At 67.5% G+C, this 15,962-nt stretch carries 20 protein-coding genes; 9 read left to right on the forward strand and 11 right to left on the reverse strand.

Going from position 1 to position 15,962, the window contains the following annotated elements; translation table 11 throughout:
- The first annotated feature begins 1 nt into the window (after position 1).
- From DI276_RS19520 to DI276_RS19560, 7 genes are all read left to right on the forward strand, one after another.
- Positions 2 to 934, forward strand: a complete 933-nt coding sequence (locus DI276_RS19520; protein ID WP_112265377.1) for a carbohydrate ABC transporter permease — start codon at positions 2 to 4, stop codon at positions 932 to 934.
- Positions 931 to 1,731: a carbohydrate ABC transporter permease gene (locus tag DI276_RS19525; RefSeq protein WP_112265379.1), complete on the forward strand. Its 801-nt coding sequence runs from the start codon at positions 931 to 933 to the stop codon at positions 1,729 to 1,731. The genes DI276_RS19520 and DI276_RS19525 overlap by 4 nt, the downstream gene beginning before the upstream one ends.
- On the forward strand, positions 1,728 to 2,717 hold the full coding sequence (locus DI276_RS19530; protein ID WP_112265381.1) for a zinc-dependent alcohol dehydrogenase family protein: 990 nt from the start codon (positions 1,728 to 1,730) through the stop codon (positions 2,715 to 2,717). The genes DI276_RS19525 and DI276_RS19530 overlap by 4 nt, the downstream gene beginning before the upstream one ends.
- Before the next feature lie 108 nt (positions 2,718 to 2,825).
- Positions 2,826 to 3,059 (forward strand): hypothetical protein, encoded by a 234-nt coding sequence (locus tag DI276_RS19535; RefSeq protein ID WP_112265384.1) that lies wholly within the window; start codon positions 2,826 to 2,828, stop codon positions 3,057 to 3,059.
- Between the two features lie 41 nt (positions 3,060 to 3,100).
- Positions 3,101 to 4,912, forward strand: coding sequence for a sensor histidine kinase (locus DI276_RS52180; RefSeq protein WP_157984808.1), 1,812 nt, complete (start codon positions 3,101 to 3,103; stop codon positions 4,910 to 4,912).
- Positions 4,909 to 5,574, forward strand: coding sequence for a response regulator transcription factor (locus DI276_RS19555; protein WP_112265390.1), 666 nt, complete (start codon positions 4,909 to 4,911; stop codon positions 5,572 to 5,574). The genes DI276_RS52180 and DI276_RS19555 overlap by 4 nt, the downstream gene beginning before the upstream one ends.
- Before the next feature lie 63 nt (positions 5,575 to 5,637).
- Positions 5,638 to 6,183 carry a radical SAM protein gene (locus DI276_RS19560; protein ID WP_112265392.1) on the forward strand — a complete coding sequence of 182 codons (546 nt, stop codon included), beginning with the start codon at positions 5,638 to 5,640 and terminating at the stop codon, positions 6,181 to 6,183.
- On the opposite strand, the gene DI276_RS19565 is transcribed toward DI276_RS19560, so the two are convergent.
- From DI276_RS19565 to DI276_RS19575, 3 genes are read right to left on the reverse strand one after another with little or no spacing between them, the layout of a single operon-like run.
- Positions 6,170 to 6,343, reverse strand: a complete 174-nt coding sequence (locus tag DI276_RS19565; protein WP_112265394.1) for a DUF397 domain-containing protein — start codon at positions 6,341 to 6,343, stop codon at positions 6,170 to 6,172. The two genes, DI276_RS19560 and DI276_RS19565, sit on opposite strands and share 14 nt — an antisense overlap.
- Entirely contained in the window at positions 6,318 to 6,626 is a 309-nt protein-coding gene (locus DI276_RS53420; protein WP_408610565.1) for a Scr1 family TA system antitoxin-like transcriptional regulator, read from the reverse strand. Before DI276_RS53420 ends, DI276_RS19565 begins: the two co-directional genes overlap by 26 nt.
- Before the next feature lie 7 nt (positions 6,627 to 6,633).
- Positions 6,634 to 7,164 carry a Scr1 family TA system antitoxin-like transcriptional regulator gene (locus tag DI276_RS19575; RefSeq protein ID WP_112265399.1) on the reverse strand — a complete coding sequence of 177 codons (531 nt, stop codon included), beginning with the start codon at positions 7,162 to 7,164 and terminating at the stop codon, positions 6,634 to 6,636.
- Positions 7,165 to 7,365: 201 nt separating this feature from the next.
- Here DI276_RS19575 and DI276_RS19580 point away from each other — a divergent pair, with 201 nt between their 5' ends.
- Both DI276_RS19580 and DI276_RS19585 read left to right on the forward strand, forming a co-directional pair.
- Positions 7,366 to 7,836 carry a hypothetical protein gene (locus tag DI276_RS19580; protein WP_112265401.1) on the forward strand — a complete coding sequence of 157 codons (471 nt, stop codon included), beginning with the start codon at positions 7,366 to 7,368 and terminating at the stop codon, positions 7,834 to 7,836.
- Between the two features lie 82 nt (positions 7,837 to 7,918).
- Entirely contained in the window at positions 7,919 to 9,514 is a 1,596-nt protein-coding gene (locus DI276_RS19585) for a helix-turn-helix domain-containing protein (RefSeq protein ID WP_112265403.1), read from the forward strand.
- Here the strand turns inward: DI276_RS19585 and DI276_RS19590 are convergent.
- The 8 genes from DI276_RS19590 to DI276_RS19625 form a co-directional block, all read right to left on the reverse strand.
- A complete protein-coding gene (locus DI276_RS19590; RefSeq protein WP_112265405.1) occupies positions 9,511 to 10,446 on the reverse strand; it encodes an asparaginase in 936 nt (311 codons plus the stop codon). The two genes, DI276_RS19585 and DI276_RS19590, sit on opposite strands and share 4 nt — an antisense overlap.
- Before the next feature lie 15 nt (positions 10,447 to 10,461).
- The gene (locus DI276_RS19595; protein ID WP_112265407.1) at positions 10,462 to 11,109 is read right to left on the reverse strand and encodes a cinnamyl alcohol dehydrogenase; all 648 of its coding nucleotides are present in this window, start codon (positions 11,107 to 11,109) and stop codon (positions 10,462 to 10,464) included.
- Positions 11,110 to 11,201: 92 nt separating this feature from the next.
- Positions 11,202 to 11,879 carry a polysaccharide lyase family 7 protein gene (locus DI276_RS19600; protein ID WP_112265409.1) on the reverse strand — a complete coding sequence of 226 codons (678 nt, stop codon included), beginning with the start codon at positions 11,877 to 11,879 and terminating at the stop codon, positions 11,202 to 11,204.
- 111 nt (positions 11,880 to 11,990) lie between these two features.
- Complete coding sequence (locus tag DI276_RS19605; RefSeq protein WP_112265411.1) at positions 11,991 to 12,554, reverse strand: 1,2-dihydroxy-3-keto-5-methylthiopentene dioxygenase; 564 nt, start codon at positions 12,552 to 12,554, stop codon at positions 11,991 to 11,993.
- Positions 12,551 to 13,141 carry a methylthioribulose 1-phosphate dehydratase gene (mtnB, locus tag DI276_RS19610; protein WP_269814276.1) on the reverse strand — a complete coding sequence of 197 codons (591 nt, stop codon included), beginning with the start codon at positions 13,139 to 13,141 and terminating at the stop codon, positions 12,551 to 12,553. The genes DI276_RS19605 and mtnB overlap by 4 nt, the downstream gene beginning before the upstream one ends.
- Positions 13,138 to 13,794 (reverse strand): acireductone synthase, encoded by a 657-nt coding sequence (gene mtnC, locus DI276_RS19615; RefSeq protein WP_112265415.1) that lies wholly within the window; start codon positions 13,792 to 13,794, stop codon positions 13,138 to 13,140. Before mtnC ends, mtnB begins: the two co-directional genes overlap by 4 nt.
- Positions 13,791 to 14,792 carry a s-methyl-5-thioribose-1-phosphate isomerase gene (locus DI276_RS19620; protein WP_112265418.1) on the reverse strand — a complete coding sequence of 334 codons (1,002 nt, stop codon included), beginning with the start codon at positions 14,790 to 14,792 and terminating at the stop codon, positions 13,791 to 13,793. The genes mtnC and DI276_RS19620 overlap by 4 nt, the downstream gene beginning before the upstream one ends.
- Positions 14,792 to 15,892: an acyl-CoA dehydrogenase family protein gene (locus tag DI276_RS19625; protein ID WP_112265421.1), complete on the reverse strand. Its 1,101-nt coding sequence runs from the start codon at positions 15,890 to 15,892 to the stop codon at positions 14,792 to 14,794. The genes DI276_RS19620 and DI276_RS19625 overlap by 1 nt, the downstream gene beginning before the upstream one ends.
- Positions 15,893 to 15,962: the final 70 nt, after the last annotated feature.

Here is a 15,962-nt window from a genome sequence, read left to right on the forward strand (position 1 = left end):
CATGGCGGTCTTGACGCAGGAAGAGCGGTCGGTTGTGGACCGGCCGCCTCCCGTCCCCCGCAAGAGCTATCCGAAGTGGGCGCGGCGAGCGCCGTTGCTGCCCGCGCTCATCTTCCTGATCGTCGTGACGCAGCTGCCGTTCGTGGCGACGCTGGTCATCTCGTTCATGAAGTGGAACTCGCTCGACCCCACCAACCGCGGGTTCGCCGGGTTCGACAACTACGTCAACGTCTTCACCGACCCCGACCTGCGCTCTTCGGTGGTCAACACGATCGTGCTCACGGCGTCGGTCGTGCTGATCAGCCTGGTCCTCGGGCTGGGGCTGGCGTTGTTGCTGGACAAGAAGTTCCGGGGCCGCGGGTTCGTGCGCACCATGCTCATCGCGCCGTTCCTCGTGGTTCCGGTGGCGGCGGCGCTGATCTGGAAGCACGTGCTCTACAACCCGGAGTACGGACTGTTCAACGGCATCCTGAACTTGCTGGGCTTCTCGGCGCAGCCGGACTGGATCAGCTCGATGCCCATGAGCGCGGTCGTGCTGTCGCTGGTGTGGCAGTGGACGCCGTTCATGATGCTGATCCTGTTGGCAGGACTGCAGTCGAAGCCCATCGAACCCGTTGAGGCGGCGACGATCGACGGCGCGTCGCCGTTCCAGATCTTCCGCTACCTGACGTTCCCGCACCTGCGCCAGTACCTGGAGCTCGGCGGGCTGCTCGGGTCGATCTACATCGTGCAGAACTTCGACGCGGTCTTCACGATCACGTCCGGTGGGCTGGGCACGGCGAACCTGCCGTACATGATCTACCAGACCTTCTACCAGGCCCACGAGTACGGCGAGGCGTCCGCGGCCGGCGTGATCGTGGTCGCCGGGTCGATCGTCATCGCGACGTTCGCGCTGCGCACGGTGTCCTCGCTGTTCAAGGAGGAGGCACGATGAGCAGGGTTTGGGGTGTCCTCGCGTGGTTCGCGGGCATCGTGTTCTTCGCTCCGGTGGCCTGGATGTTCCTGACGTCGCTGCACAGCGAGACGGACGCGGCCACGAACCCGCCTTCTGTCGCGGCGCCGTTGACGTTGGACGGTTACGCGGAGTTCTTCGACGGTGGTGCGTGGCCGCCGTTGCTCAACTCGTTCTCGGCGTCCATCGGGTCGACGATCATCGTGCTGCTGCTGGCGATTCCGGCCGCGTACGCGTTGTCGATCAAGCCGGTCGAGAAGTGGACCGACGTCCTGTTCTTCTTCCTGTCCACCAAGATGATGCCGGTCGTCGCGGCGCTGCTGCCGATCTACCTGATCGCGCAGTTCTCCGGGATGCTCGACAACATCTCGTTCCTGACCCTGCTGTACTGCTCGATGAACCTGCCGATCGCGGTGTGGCTGATGCGGTCGTTCCTGTCCGAGGTGCCGCGCGAGATCCTCGAGGCGGCGTCGATCGACGGGGCCGGGCTGATCACGATCCTGCGCCGGGTGGTGGCACCGATCGCCATGCCGGGCATCGCCGCGACGGCGTTGATCTGCTTCATCTTCAGCTGGAACGAGCTGTTGTTCGCGCGGGTGCTGACCGGTGTCGTGGCCGGTACCGCGCCCGTGTACCTGACCGGGTTCGTCACGTCGCAGGGTCTGTTCCTGGCCAAGGTCTGTGCTGCGGCCGTCGTTGTTTCTCTGCCGGTGCTGATCGCCGGGTTCGCTGCCCAGGACAAGCTGGTCCAGGGCCTGTCGTTGGGAGCAGTCAAGTGAAAGCAGCGGTCATCACCGGCGTCGGGTCCGTCGAAGTGACCACTGTGGACGATCCGAAGTGCGGACCGCGCCAGGTCGTCGTCGACGTGGCCGCCTGCGGGTTGTGCGGGACAGACCTGCACATCCTGCAGGGTGAGTTCGCGCCCACCCTGCCGGTCGTGCCGGGCCACGAGTTCGCGGGCACGGTCGTGGAGATCGGGTCGCAGGTGAACGAGGTGCGGGTCGGCGACCGCGTGGCCGTCGACCCGTCGCTCTACTGCTACGAGTGCCGGATGTGCCGTGCGGGCAAGAACAACCTGTGCGAGCGGTGGGCGGCGATCGGAGTGACGACCTCGGGCGGTGCCGCGGAGTTCGCGGTGGCGCCCGTGGCGAACTGCGTGAAGCTGCCCGACCACGTGCGGACCGAGGACGCGGCGTTGATCGAGCCGTTGTCGTGTGCGGTGCGCGGGTACGACGTGTTGCGGTCGCAGATGGCGTCCCGCGTGCTGATCTACGGCTCCGGGACCATGGGGCTGATGATGTTGCAGCTCGGGAAGCTGACCGGGGCGTCGTCGATCGAGGTCGTCGATCTCAACGCGGAACGGCTGGAGACGGCGGTCAAGCTGGGGGTCAGCGCGGTGGCGGGCTCGGCGAACGAGCTGGACCGGCCGGAGGGCTGGGACGTCGTCATCGACGCCACCGGCAACGAGAAGGCGATCCAGGACGGCCTCGGCCGGGTCGCGAAGGGCGGCACTTTCCTCCAGTTCGGCGTGTCCGACTACTCCGCGCGGGTCACCATCGAGCCGTACAAGATCTACAACCAGGAGATCACCATCACCGGCTCGATGGCGGTGCTGCACTCGTTCGAACGGGCGGCAGACCTGTTCGCGACCGGAGTGCTGGACCCCGAGATCTTCATCAGTGACAGGGTGCCGCTGGACGACTACGCGGGGGCGTTGGACCAGTTCAAGGCCGGTAAGGGACGCAAGATCCAGGTCCTGCCGTGAAGTAGGCGCAAATGTTCGTGAGCACTCGTGTATCCAGTCGAGTGCTCACGACTCCTTCCAGACATGTCGAAGTCCGGGCAAAAGGTAGTACCGCCGTACTTTTCGCACATGTCCGACGAAGAGCTCCTGTCGTGGTACGCGGAGCTTCAGGCGCGGGCGATGAACCCGCAGTCTGGGGACGTCGATTTCAACCACGTCCACCAGGCCGCCAAGCCGATGTCCGTTGAGGACCTGCGTCACCGGATCATGACGTTCCAGGGCTGGCCCGGTGCCAGTGGTGGCATCACCACCCTCGACGACGGTTCGCCGTTCCACGACCTGTGGCACTGGCTCAACGACTGACCCGGGCGGAGGTAGTCCTCGCTCGGGTCATCGGCGCGCTGGTGGCCGCGTGTGTGCTCTTCGCCGTCGTGCACACCGCGGTCACCGGCGCGATTTCGCATCCGCGGAACTGGCTGATCGCAATCGCCTTCACACTGCTCGGTGTGCGGGTGATCGGGCATGTCCGCGGGTCGTCCGTGGGGTGGTTGTTGCTGGTCATGGGCGTGTTCGGCGGCATCGCCGTCGCGGTCGCCGGCCAGCCGGCCGATCATCCAGCCCGATGGGTCGAGGAGTGGGTCTGGTGGCCGACCTACGCGCTGCTGCCCGCCGTCGCACTGGTTTTCCCCAACGGCAGGCCGTTGAGCAACCGGTGGTGGGTCGCCATTGGGGTGTCGTTGCTGGGTGCTGTTCTCGGCACGGCCGGGCTCGCCTGGGGATCGTGGGCTGATCCGGCGGGCTTCCACCGCGGTGGTGGTCCCGCCGCCGCGAAGACGATCACCGCGATCGCCGTGGTCACGGCCGGGATCGCGGTCGTCGCGGCGGTCGTGTCGCTGGTGCTGAGGTGGCGCAAGGCCGAGGGTGACGAACGGCGGCTGCTGGTGTGGGCGGTCGCGTTGCTGGCACTGGCCGTTGCCGCGACCGTGCTGGAGACGACGGACGGGCACGTCGCCTGGGTCGTCGGTGTGCTCGCGTTTCCGGCTGCCGCGGTCATCGCGATCGTGCGATACGGCTTGTACGACATCAGCCTGCTGATTCACCGGTCGTTGCTCTACGGCTCGTTGACCGTGGTGCTGCTGTTGGTCTACATGGGCGCCATGCTCGCGGGTGGGCGGCTGTTCGCGGCCGACGCCGAAGTCATCGGGGTGGTGGCGGCAGGGCTGGTGTTCGCGCCGATCCGCAGCTGGGTGCAGCGCAAGCTCGACCTGTGGCTGTTCGGTGTGCGAGCGGATCCGTATGTCGCTTTGTCGACTTTGAGCGAGAAGCTCGAGCGGTCGCAGGACGTGCTGCCGACGGTGGCCGCGACCGTGGCCGCGTCGTTGAAGCTGCCGTACGTGGCGATTCGCGGCGGGTCGGTGCTGGCCGAGCACGGACGCAGTCGCGGGTGGCCGCAACTGCGCTTCCCCATGACGTACCGGGGTGCGCTGGTCGGCGACCTCGTCGTCGAGCCGCGTGCGCCGGACGAGCGGTTGAGCGATCGCGAGCTGAGTCTGCTCGTGGACCTCGCCCGGTCGACCGCTCCGGCCGCGCAGTCGATCAAGCTGACCGCCGATCTGCAGCTCGCGCGGGAACGGTTGGTGCGTGCACGCGAAGAAGAACGGCTGCGGCTCCGGCGCGACCTGCACGACGGAGTTGGACCGGCGTTGGTCGGGATTCGGTTGCAGCTCAAGGCTTTGCGCCGGTCGTTGGGCGACGTGCTGGACCCGGTGCTGGGTGATGTCGACTCGACCGCCGGTGAGGTGCGGCGGCTCGTGGACGGGCTGCGGCCGCCGATCCTGGACCAAGGGCTGGCGCTGGCCGTACGGGACGAAGCCGCGCGGTTCAACGGCGAGCTGACGGTGCGCGTCGAGGCCGAGGAGATCGACGGGCTGTCCGCGGCCGTGGAAGTCGCGGCCTACCGGATCGTCGCGGAGGCGTTGACCAACACCGCGCGCCACTCCGGTGCTTCGACTTGCGTGATCAGTGTGCGCACGGACGGGGACCTGGTCGTGGAGATCGTGGACGACGGGCGCGGGGTGGCGCCGGACGCACGGCCTGGAGTCGGGCTCGACTCGATGCGAGAACGCTGCGCGGAGCTGGGTGGATCGTGCACAGTGGGACCAGCGCAACCACACGGGACGAGGGTGGTGGCGCGGATTCCCCTGGAGGCCCAGTGACGCGGGTTGTGATCGCCGACGACCATCCGGTGTTCCGGCGCGGGCTCAAGGCGTTGCTGGACGGCGAGGACGGGCTTTCCGTGGTCGGTGAGGCCGCGGACGGGCTCGAGGCCGTGAAGGTCGTGCTGGACCTCGAGCCGGACGTCGTCGTGATGGACCTGCACATGCCAGGACTGGGTGGTGTCGACGCCGCCAAGCGGATCCTGGAGGTGCTGCCGTCGCTCGGTGTCCTCGTACTGACGATGCACGAGGACGACGAACTCGTGTTCGCGGCCATGAAGGCCGGGGCGCGCGGTTATCTGGTCAAGACGACCGACGACGACGAGATCGTGCGCGCGGTGCAGGCCATCGGTGCCGGTGAGGCGATCTTCAGCGCCACCATCGCGCAACGGATGATGGGCTACTTCACCGCGATCTCGTCGTCCAAGGCGGTGGTGTTCCCGCAGCTCACCGACCGCGAACGGGACGTGCTGGAGCTGATGGCGTCCGGCCTGGACAACACCTCGATCGCGCACAATCTCTCGCTGTCCGGCAAGACCGTGCGCAACCGGGTGTCGGCGATCTTCACCAAGCTGCAGGTGGCCGACCGCGCGCAGGCCATCGTGCGGGCCCGTGAGGCGGGACTCGGAAGTCCCTCCCAAGACGGGACACCGGTCACCTGACAGCGGGACTGGTCCCTCGTTTGGATCGGCGTCATCCGCCGAGCTTCAGGGGGCTTGAACCGCATGGACATCACTTGGGACGTCGCACACGCGCGGCTGAGTCACGAGCGAATGCTGCACATCGCTCGGGCGCTCATCTCGATGCGACCGGAGACCGTCACGCTGGGCGGAGGGGAGCCCCTCGGCGTGCCGGGTCTGTTCGAGATCGTCGAGAAGTTCCGCGCCGCCGGCATCGACGTCGTGCTGCGCACTTCCGGCAAGTCGCTGCACCCGTCGATGGTGCGGACGTTGCTGGTCTCGTGCACGCGCATCGAGGTGTGCGCAATGGCGTTCACCCACGCCATGCACGCGTTGCACCTGCTCGACATCGGCGCCGCCAAGCTGGACCGGTACGCCGCGTTCGGGCTGGACGCGACCGGCATCCGGCGCGGCTTCGACCGGCTGGAGGAGTTCTGCGCCACCACCGCGTTCGAGCTGCCGCGGCTCGCGTTCATCGCGTTCAGCGAGTCGCTCGGGCCGGACCACGCGCAGTACCTGCAGTCGCTGGCGCCTCAGTCCGTCCGCGTGTCCGTGCAGACCGCCGACACGTCGGTCGTCAGAGCCAGTTGATCAGGGCGCGCCAGGCAGTCGTGGAGAACGCGAGAACGTCACCGCTCGCGTTCTTCGTGTCCCGGACGAGCGCGTCCTGGGCCAGCGACACCTCCACGCAGCTTTCAGGAGCGCCACCGTTGCTGTAGGTGCTCTTACGCCAGATCCGTTCCGCCGCCATGAGGGTCCTCTCGAAGTCCGCTGACGTACTCCGCCAACTTGCGCCTCGATTGTTCCGCATCCAGGGCCACGGCATCCAGCCGTTCGAAGAGCCGCCTGGTCCGCGCGACGGCGACGCTGTCCTGCGCCCACACCTGAGCCGTTTCGGTTTCGCTGTACACGACCGGAGCGGCCTTGCCGAACTCGTACAACGTGACCGGAGAGCGGAAAGAACAGATGCTCGCGGGCACGACCCTGAGGACGTGGGTGTTGAAGAGGAGACGCAGGTACTGGTCTTCGCGAATGCGGGCATCACCCCAACTGCATCCGCAAGGCCAGCTCGTGCACGAAGAACACGCACTCCGGCCGGTTCGGCCGCCTCATGATCGCTTGCCGGTCCATCCGTGCCTGGACGAGCCTCGCGATGTCCGCAGGTGCTTCGATGTGCGAGTCGACGAACAGCTGTCGTGCGTAATCCTCGGTCTGCATCAGGCCGTGCACGATCAGGACGTCGTACGAGAAGATCTTCGTGGCCATCGCCTCTGTCATCGCGAGTGTGCCCACGTTGTCCGACATCTGGGCGAAGTACAGATCGAAAGCGTTGTAGTAGCGCTTGCGGAACTCGTCGATGAAGTCGATGTCCTTGCCGCACGTCGCCAGGTACTGCACGACGTCGACATCGCTTGCGCGCACCTTGCCGAGCTCGATGTCGGAGATCTTGCTCGGGTCCCAGCCGAGTTGGACGGCCATCGTGCGGCCGTTGAACGTGGTGCACGACTCCCGCAGGCGGCGTAGCTCATCGCCGAGGTCCCGGCTGTACGGGGTGGAAATGATCGCGGTCATGCTCCTCGACGCTAGGGCTTGGATTTGATCCATGGAACGGGCTCGTTCGGGTGAAAACGCGCGTCCCAGCGCCCCGTGTCACCGCAGGTGGGACGCTGTCCCGCGTCCCACCGTCCCGAGAACCGCCCACGGACTTGCCGATCTCCCCCGCCTGCCCAGAACCTGATCCCAGCAGGGGATCACCGGACCGGGGAGGACGACATGAAGAAGAAACTGGTGGCGGTCGCCGCCACTGTGGGGATGGCTCTGGGGATGACGGTGGTGACGGCACCGGCGGCATCGGCGGCATCGGCCGGGGACTGCATCGGTAACAGGTGCGGCGGAGTGAAGAACCGAACCGGGAAGCTCATGCACTACACGACCGACCTCAGCGACGGCCCGCCTGGGGGTTGCGACGTGTGGAACGGGGAGGGTGGGCCGGTGCCCTGGTTCAAGGCCATGAAGTGCACCCACACCCCGTTGCCCGAGGGCAACGCGGGCGGCAAAGGCTCAGGCACGGACGTGGACGCGTACACGTTCAACTACCAGGGCTACCACGAGCGCCACACCCGTCTGGGCCCATGGCGCTGGCGGCAGAAGGGGGTGTGGACGAAGATCCTCACGAACGAGTTCGCCGACTGCAGCATCGGTGCGAACAACGAGATCTGGTGCACCATGCTCGTGCAGAAGTGAGCCGGTAGCCCACCCGGAACAAAGCTCTTGCCCCCGCGCGGGCTCTAGGCGCGGGGGCAAGAGTGGTGCCAGCATCACGGGGATGCGACCTCGCAGACTCAGCGAAGCGTTGGAGGACTTGAAGGTCCGCAGCGGTCACAGCTACGAGACCATCGGCCGGAAGTGCCACGCGAGCAAGTCCACCGTCCACCGCTACTGCACCGGAGCGTCGCTGCCGCTGGAGTTCGGCATCGTCGAACGCATCGGGCGGGTCTGCGGCGCGGACCGCGAGGAACTGTTGCGGCTGCACCAGTTGTGGGTGAGCGCCACCAGCGACAAGATCCCACCTCGCACGGAAATCGCCGTACCGTCCGTCGAGGTCGAGGTGCTTGCCGAGCGCCCGGTACGGCCCCTCGGTCTGGTGGCGGTTCTCGCGGTGCTGACCCTCCTCGTCGCCGGATCGGCACCGAGTACCCGGTCACAGCAGGATTCCGTGGGAGCGCAACAGGTTTCCGGCCCGGCGTGGGAACTGCCCGCGGCTCCGGTGCCGTCGACGCTGTTCGGTGTCACGATCAACAGCGGTACCGGGGCCATGCCGTCGTTCCGGGTCGGTGCGGTCCGCTTGTGGGACAGCGGCACCAGGTGGTCGGAGATCGAGCGGCGGCGGGGCGAGTTCGACTGGTCGGTGCTGGACCGCCAGGTGGCCGGCGCCGAACGTGCGGGGCTGCCGGTGCTGTTCGTGTTCGGGGCGACGCCGAGGTGGGCGGCTCCTGGCGGCGGGGCGACCCCGTACCCCGACGGCTCGACGTCCGCCGCGCCGGACGACCTCGCCGACTGGGAACGGTTCGTCGGCGCGGTGGCCACTCGGTACCGGGGCCGGATCAGCGCCTACGAGTTGTGGGTGCTCGCCAACGACGTGCGGTACTACTCCGGGAACGTGGAAACCCTGGTGGACATGACCGTCCGGGCGGTCCGCGTCATCCGTGCCGCTGCCCCGGACGCGACGCTGGTGTGTCCCGGCATGGGCAGGCTGTGGGAGTCCGACGGCATGGGCTTCCTGAAGCGGTTCGCCGAGCTCGGCGGTTACCTCAGCTGTGACGCGGCAGGCGTGAAACTCTTTCCCCGCAGCGGATCGGACCCGCCCGAGACGATGCTGACCCTCGTCGACGCGATCGACCGGACGTTGCACGAGGCGGGGATCCACCCGAGGCTCTGGAACACCGGCACGACCTTCACCATCGCGCTGCAGGGCGCGTTGGACGAGACCAGGGCGCGCAACTTCGCGGTCCGGTTCTACCTCGTCGGCCTGTACGCGCGGAACCAGAACCTCGAACGCATGTACTTCTACAACTGGGGCGGCACCAAGATCCCGCTGGTCCTCCAACCGGTCGGCGGCAGCCCGACCCCGGCTGCGCTGGCCGTGGAACAACTGCAGAGATGGCTCAACCACGCGGAAAGCACGTCGTGCGGTCGCGGCCCGGCCATCAACCTGCCAGAGCACGTCTGGGAGTGCACGGTCACGATCACGGGTGACCGCCCGCATCGCGCCTCGATCCGCTGGACCGACACCGGGACCGCGGTCACCAGCGCCACCTTCGACGTCCGCGCCGTGCACCGCCTGGACGGCACCGCGAGCGCGATCCGGCCTGGTGACCCGATCACGGTCACTGAGGAACCGGTGCTCGTCGAACGGAGCTAGAAAACCGATCCTCGTTGGGTGAACACGTCCTCGATCGGGCTCTGCGCGCCGAGAGCGAGCCTGAGCAGCACGCGTGCCTTGCGCGGGCACAACCACCCCGCCATGACCGCACCGCGCTTGATCAGGTCCGACTCGGACCCGGTGAAGCCGTAGGTGCTGCGGAAGGTGGTGCCCGCGCCCGTTCGCGTGGCCACGACGACCGGGAACTGGGCCCTGGAGATCGCTTCGGCCATCTGTGCCGAGACGTGGCCGACGCCGGTGGCCGCCACGACCGCGCCCTTGACGTTGAGCCAGTCGAGGATCGAGCCGTCGTCGTCCAGCGTGGCTTCGACGAGCGGAACCGTTGGGACGTCTTGGGGTCGTGGGAGTGCCGGCAGTTGGTGCGCGGGGTGGAAGTAGTGCGGGGTGCCTTCGACCAGGAGTCCCAGCGGACCGGGGAACGACTTGAAGGCGCTCGGGAGGCTGCTGTGTTCCTTGCGCACCCAGCGGGCGGCGTGGATCTCGTCGTTGATCACCAGCAACGCGCCGCGGCCGCGGGAGTTTCGTGCACCTGCGGTGGCGACGGCGGCGGCGAGGTTCGCCGGGCCGTCCGGTCCTGGCAGGCCGGGGTGCCGCATCGCGCCGGTGACGACGACCGGTTCTTCGTGCGGCCACAGGCAGTCGAAGAAGTACGCGGTCTCTTCGAGGGTGTCGGTGCCCTGGATGATCACGACGCCGCCGGCGCCACGGGACACCTGCTGGTCGGCCCAGTCGAAGGCCTCGAGGAGGGTCTGGAAGGTGAGCGAGGCGCCGGGGATGGTCGCCAGGGTGGCGATCTCGCCGACCTCGAGGCCTTGGACGAGGTCCTTCGCGCCGAGTGTCGGTGACACCGCACCGGAGCCCGTCATCGTGATCGTGCCGCCGAGCGATGCCACCGCCACCTGTGAGCTCATGAGCCCACTCTAGGGTTACTGGCGCCAGTAGGTGATGTTGCGGAAGCGGGCCTCCGCGCGGCCGCTGCCGTGGTGGTAGACGCCGTTCTTGAAGTGCCGGGTGGCCCTGCCGCGGTCGTTGACCGTCGCTTTGAGAGCGCCGTTGGCGTAGACCTTGATCTTGCCGGTGCCGCCCGCGACGGCGCTGTGCTCGACGCGGATGCGGATCCACTTGTTGTAGATGCCGGTCGCGATGACCGTGCTCGTGTAGTACCGCAGCGTGCCGCCGTTGGCGTTGGTCACGTTGAGCATGAAGTCGGTGGCCGGGGTGCCGGGGTCGCCGCCCCGCACGCGCAGGATCTGCATGACGGTGGGGCCGTTGACGCCGCTCGGCACGTAGATCTCGCCCTGCCAGGCGTGCTGCCCGCTGGAGTACTCCTGCAGCCAGCGCATCTCGGTGCGCGGGTCGGTCTTGCTGCCCTCGCTCATCGGTTCGTCGGTGTCGTAGACCCACATCGAGTGGACGCCGCCCTCGTGCTTGTAGCGGGCGCTCTGCGGCAGATTCCACGGCTTCTGGATCTTGTAGGTGAACGGCGTCTCCGTCCACGCCGGGGCTGCCTGCGCGGGCGTCGCGAGCAGGGCGACGGCGGGCAACGCGAACAGGGAACGACGGGGCAGGGTCACGGGGGAAGCCTCCGGCCTCGGTTACTGGTCTGGACCAGGATGCGCACACCGAGGCCGGGCTCCGCAATCGTCGGGCCACGCCGAAATTCCGGTCACTGGCGCCAGTAGGTGATGTTGCGGAAACGGGCTTCCGCGCGGCCGCTGCCGTGGTGGTAGACGCCGTTCTTGAAATACCGGTTGGCCGGTCCTTCGTCGGCGTGGGTCAGCTTCAGCGAGCCGTTGTAGTAGGTGCGCGTGGTGCCCCGGCCACCGGCCACCGCGGTGTGCTCGATGCGGATGGTGAACCACTTGTTGTAGATGCCGGTCGCGATGACCTGGTTGCTGTCCTTGCGCAGCGTGCCGCCGTTGATGTTGGCGACGTTCAGCATGATGTCGGTTGCGCGGGTGCCGGCCGGGCGGTTCTCACGCAGGATCTGGACGACGGTCGGGCCGCTGACACCGCTCGGGATGAAGATCTCGCCCTGCCAGGCCCGCTGGCCGCTCGAGTACTCCTGGTGGAAGCGGAGCTCGGTGCGCGGATCCGTTGGGCTGCCAGGGGTGTGCGGTGCGTCGTAGTCGTAGACCCACATGGTGTGCACGCCGCCTTCGAACTTGTAGCGGGCGCTCGTGGCGAGGTTGTGCGGCTTCTGGACGTCGTAGCTGTACGGCGCCGACACCCACTGTGCCGACGGCGGCTGAGCGAGGGCCTGAGCCGCCGGCGCCACGATCAGGGGCGTGGCCAGTGCGAGCGCGAGGATGGAGCGGCGAGTGTGGAGAGCAGGGGTTTCCACGTTGAATCCCTCCGACCTTCGATAAGTGGTCTGTACCACTTTGGGGGCACGAAGGCGGAGGGATCAATAGCTGCTTCGAGTTCCGGAACTAGATTCAGATGCCTGAACTTTTCACATGCCTGAACGGATTTCGTCGAAGGTCGGGAACTTCGTAGCGATGTCGCTGCCGGTGAAGTTGCCGATCCAGCCGTCGTCGTCGTGGAAGAACCGGATCGACACGTAGTCGGGCGTGGTGCCCATGTCGAACCAGTGCGTGGTGTTCGCCGGGACGCTCAGCAGGTCGCCCGCCTCGCAGAACACCGCGTACACCCGGTCGCCGATGTGCAGGTAGAAAACCCCTGCGCCACGGGCGAAGTAGCGGTCCTCGTCGTCGTCGTGCGTGTGCTCGGCGAGGAACTTGTTGCGGAACTCGACGGCCTTCGCGCGGTACTCGTCGGTGTCCGCGGGCGTCATCTCCATCGCGTCGACGTAGGTGTAGCCCTCCGTCTCGCTGACGCGGGCGACGTCGGACTCGTAGATCCGCAGGGCGTTCTCTGCCGTGACACCGTCCACAACGGACCACCGGTGGAACCGCACGCCGTGCTCCTTGAGCGCGGTGGCGATCTCCTCGGGGTCGGTCGTGCGGACGAGGGTCTCCTCGGGGCCGGAGTCCGGCCACACCGTCAGCAGCGTCATGGGTTCCTCCCCGTAAATCGCGTCTCCACCTTGAAGCGCAGCAACCACTCCAGGCATTCCAGCCGGTGCCTGGCCTGGATCAGGTCGTCGCCCCACACGTACACGCCGTGCCGCGCGACGAGCAGCGCCGGAACGCCGGGGTCGAAACCCTTCTCGAAGGCGTCGCCGAGCTCGACCATGTCCTGCGAGTTCGGCACGACCGGGACGACGACTTCCTCGTGGGCCTGACGCCCGAAGCCCTTGAGCATTTCGAGGTCCTGCAGGACGACGCCGTCCGGCCAGTGCTCGGCGGCGACGACCGTGGCCAGCGCGTGGACGTGCACGACCGCGCCCGCACCCGCGACGCGCGCGATCCTGGCGTGCAGACCGGCTTCCGCGGACGGGATCTTGTCGCTGTCGACCGCGTTGCCGTCGGCGTCGATCACCACGCTGTCCGCTGCGGTGATCTCACCCTTGTCGACGCCGCTGACCGTCACGGCGAGCCGGAGCGGATCCCGTTGCAGGACAACGGAGAGGTTGCCGCTCGTGCCGCGCATCCAGCCCATCTGCGCGAAGCGGACGCACTCGCGGGCGAGCTCTGCCGTCACGACAGTTCCCACACGGTCGGGTGCGGCGTGAAGTCGGCGTTGCCGTACGGCTCACCGGCACGCGCGACGCCGACCGTCTTCCAGCCCGCCTCCAGCGCCGCGTGCAGTTCGGCGGGAACGTCGCTGTAGAACGTGATGTCGTCGGACTGCAGGACTTCCGCGATCTTGTGGTACGACGCGGCCTCGCGCTTCGGGCCCGCGTTGACCGTGTCGAAGTGGTGCTCCAGCAACGGCGTCAGGTCGCCGTCGGTGGTGTGCTTGAAGAACGCGATCTGGCCCGCGACCGAGCCGCTGGAGAAGATCGCGAGCTTCACGCCGTCGTCGTGCCACTTGCGCAGCGCGGGGACGACGTCCGGGAAGAACTCCGCGACCAGGTCGCCCTGCGCGTAACCCTGCTGCCAGATGAGGCCCTGCAACGTCTTGAGCGGCGTGACCTTCTGGTCGGCGTCCATCCAGTCGTGCAGCGCCTTGACGACGTCGTCGTGGCCGGAGAGTTCCTTGATCTGCTTGACCGCGTCGGCGACCACGGGGTCGTCACCGTGCTGCTCGATCCAGGGACCGAGCCTCGGCCTGGCGTAGTCGTACAGGACGACCAGCACCTGGTCCGTCGCGCTCAGCGTGCCCTCGATGTCGAGCACGACCCACTTGCTCACCGCTGTTCTCCCTCGTAGTACTTGTCCAGCTCCCCGGCGCCGTACACCCCTTTGTCCGTCACCACGTCCGTGACGAACCGCGGCGGCGTCACGTCGAACGCCGGGTACAGCCCCTTCACCCGCGGCGTCGCACTCGGTGTGCCTCTGACGTGCAACACCTCGGCGCCGTCGCGGTGCTCGATCGGCACGTCCTGTGCCGTTGGCGCCTGCCGGTCCGGTGCCTGCACCAGGGCGTGAAACGGTACGCCGAACGCGTGCGCCGCCACGGCCAACCCCAGTGTGCCGACCTTGTTGACGACATGCCCGTCCATGGTGACCCGATCGGCCGCCGTCACCAACGCGTCCACCTCGCCGCTTTGCAGGACGGCCGCGCCCATGCCGTCCGTGATGAGCGTGGTGTCGACGCCCATCTCGATCAACGTCTCGGCGGTGAGCCGTGCTCCCTGCAGGTAGGGGCGGGTCTCGGTGCAGAAGAACCGGAGCTGCTTGCCCTGCTGCTGGGCGGCTCTGACCGTTTCGGTGAGGTACAGGTCGGCCCAGCAGTGGGTCAGCACGGTGGCCTGCTCGGGCAGCAGGTTGGCCGTGTGCTCGCCCAACGCCTGGCTCCTCGCGCGGTATCTCCGGTCGCCTTCTTCAGCGCCTTCGAGTGCGTGCGTGATGTCCTGGGCGGCGTCGACGCGGTCCAGGACGATCTTGGTGGCCTTGCGCAGGGCGTTGTTGGTGCGCCGCGTGTTCTCCAGTTCTGCGGCCGTTTTCGCGAGTTCCGCGCGGGCCTGGTCGAACGGGAGGTGTTCGAGCGTGCGGGCCTTGAGCACCATGCCGTACAGCACCGCGAAGTACGGCCCGGAGGACTGGGTGACCATGTCCTCGATGGCCCGCGCGACGTCCTCGACCGTCCGGCAGAGCACCCAGTTGCGTTCGAACGGGAACTCGCGGCGGTCGAGGATCAGCACGCCGTCGTCGGTGAGCCGGACCGAGTCGGCGAGTACCGGCTGCATCAGCTGTACCCGGTGTAGGCGGGACGGGCACCGGTGAGGAAGTGCTCGCCGACCTCGCGGGCCTTGTAGACCACCGGGTCGTGCAACGTGAGCGTGCGGGCGTTGCGCCAGAACCGGTCCACGCCGTACTTGGCCGCCGTGCCACGCGCGCCGACCTGCTCGAAGATCCGGCTGGTGACCTCGTTGACGAGCTTGGTGCTGACGACCTTGGCCTCGGAGATGGTGACGGCGACCTCTCCTCGCTTCTGCGGCGTCAGGTGGCGGCCGAGCTCGCTCGCCTCGTGGAGCTGTTTCGCCGCCTCGTCCGCGAGCAGTCCGGCGGCCCTGGTCTGGGACACCATCTCGCCGTAGGCCGCGACGATGTACGGGTCCTCGGTGGCCTGCTCGACACCGCTGACGAACCACGGGCGGGTCTTGGTGCGGGTGTAGTCGGCCGCTTCGGCGAGCGCACCTTCCGCGATGGCGACGTAGAGCTGGGCGAGGACGAGCTGGAAGCCGATCGCGGCGAGACTGATGCGCGGGTCCTCGTTGGCCGGCTGCACTCCGAGAATTTCGGTGACTTCGACGTTCTCGAAGCTGACACCGCCGGAAGCGGTCAGCCGCTGGCCGATGTTGTCCCAGTCGTCCAGGTAGGTGATTCCCGGCGCCTTGCCGTCGAGCAGGAACGTGAGCTTCTCGCCGTTGTCCGTGCGGGTCGCGCTGACCACGATGCGGTCGGCCTGCGAGGCGCCGGTGGCGAACGTCTTGCGGCCGTTGAGGAGGAAACCGTTTGCTTGCGGCGTGAGTTCGAGGGCCGCGTCGAGCGGGTTGCTGACGCCTGCCCAGAACTGGTCGGGCTGGACGCTGAACGGGGCGTCGAACAGCCCGCTGCGCCAGATCTGCAGGTAGTGGTACCCGAGGAGGTGCCCGACGTTGGCGTCGGCGGCCCCGATGATCCTGGTGACCTTCTGCTGGACAGCCCAGTCCTGCACGTTCAGCAGGCCGCTCTGCCGGAGCAGTTCCACCTCTTTGGTGGGTGGCTGGTTGGCCCGGTCCCTGTCCGCCGCGTCGGACCTGAGCGTCGCCGCAACCTCGTGCGCGACGTCCAGCCAGTTCGTCATCCCTGCTCCTCTCGGTGGTACCCGGTCCAACTTACTTCTTCACACCTCCGGGCTAATCACGATGTGAGAG

The sequence above is a fragment of the Lentzea terrae genome, from assembly GCF_003265345.1.
Classification (GTDB): Bacteria; Actinomycetota; Actinomycetes; order Mycobacteriales; family Pseudonocardiaceae; genus Lentzea; species Lentzea terrae.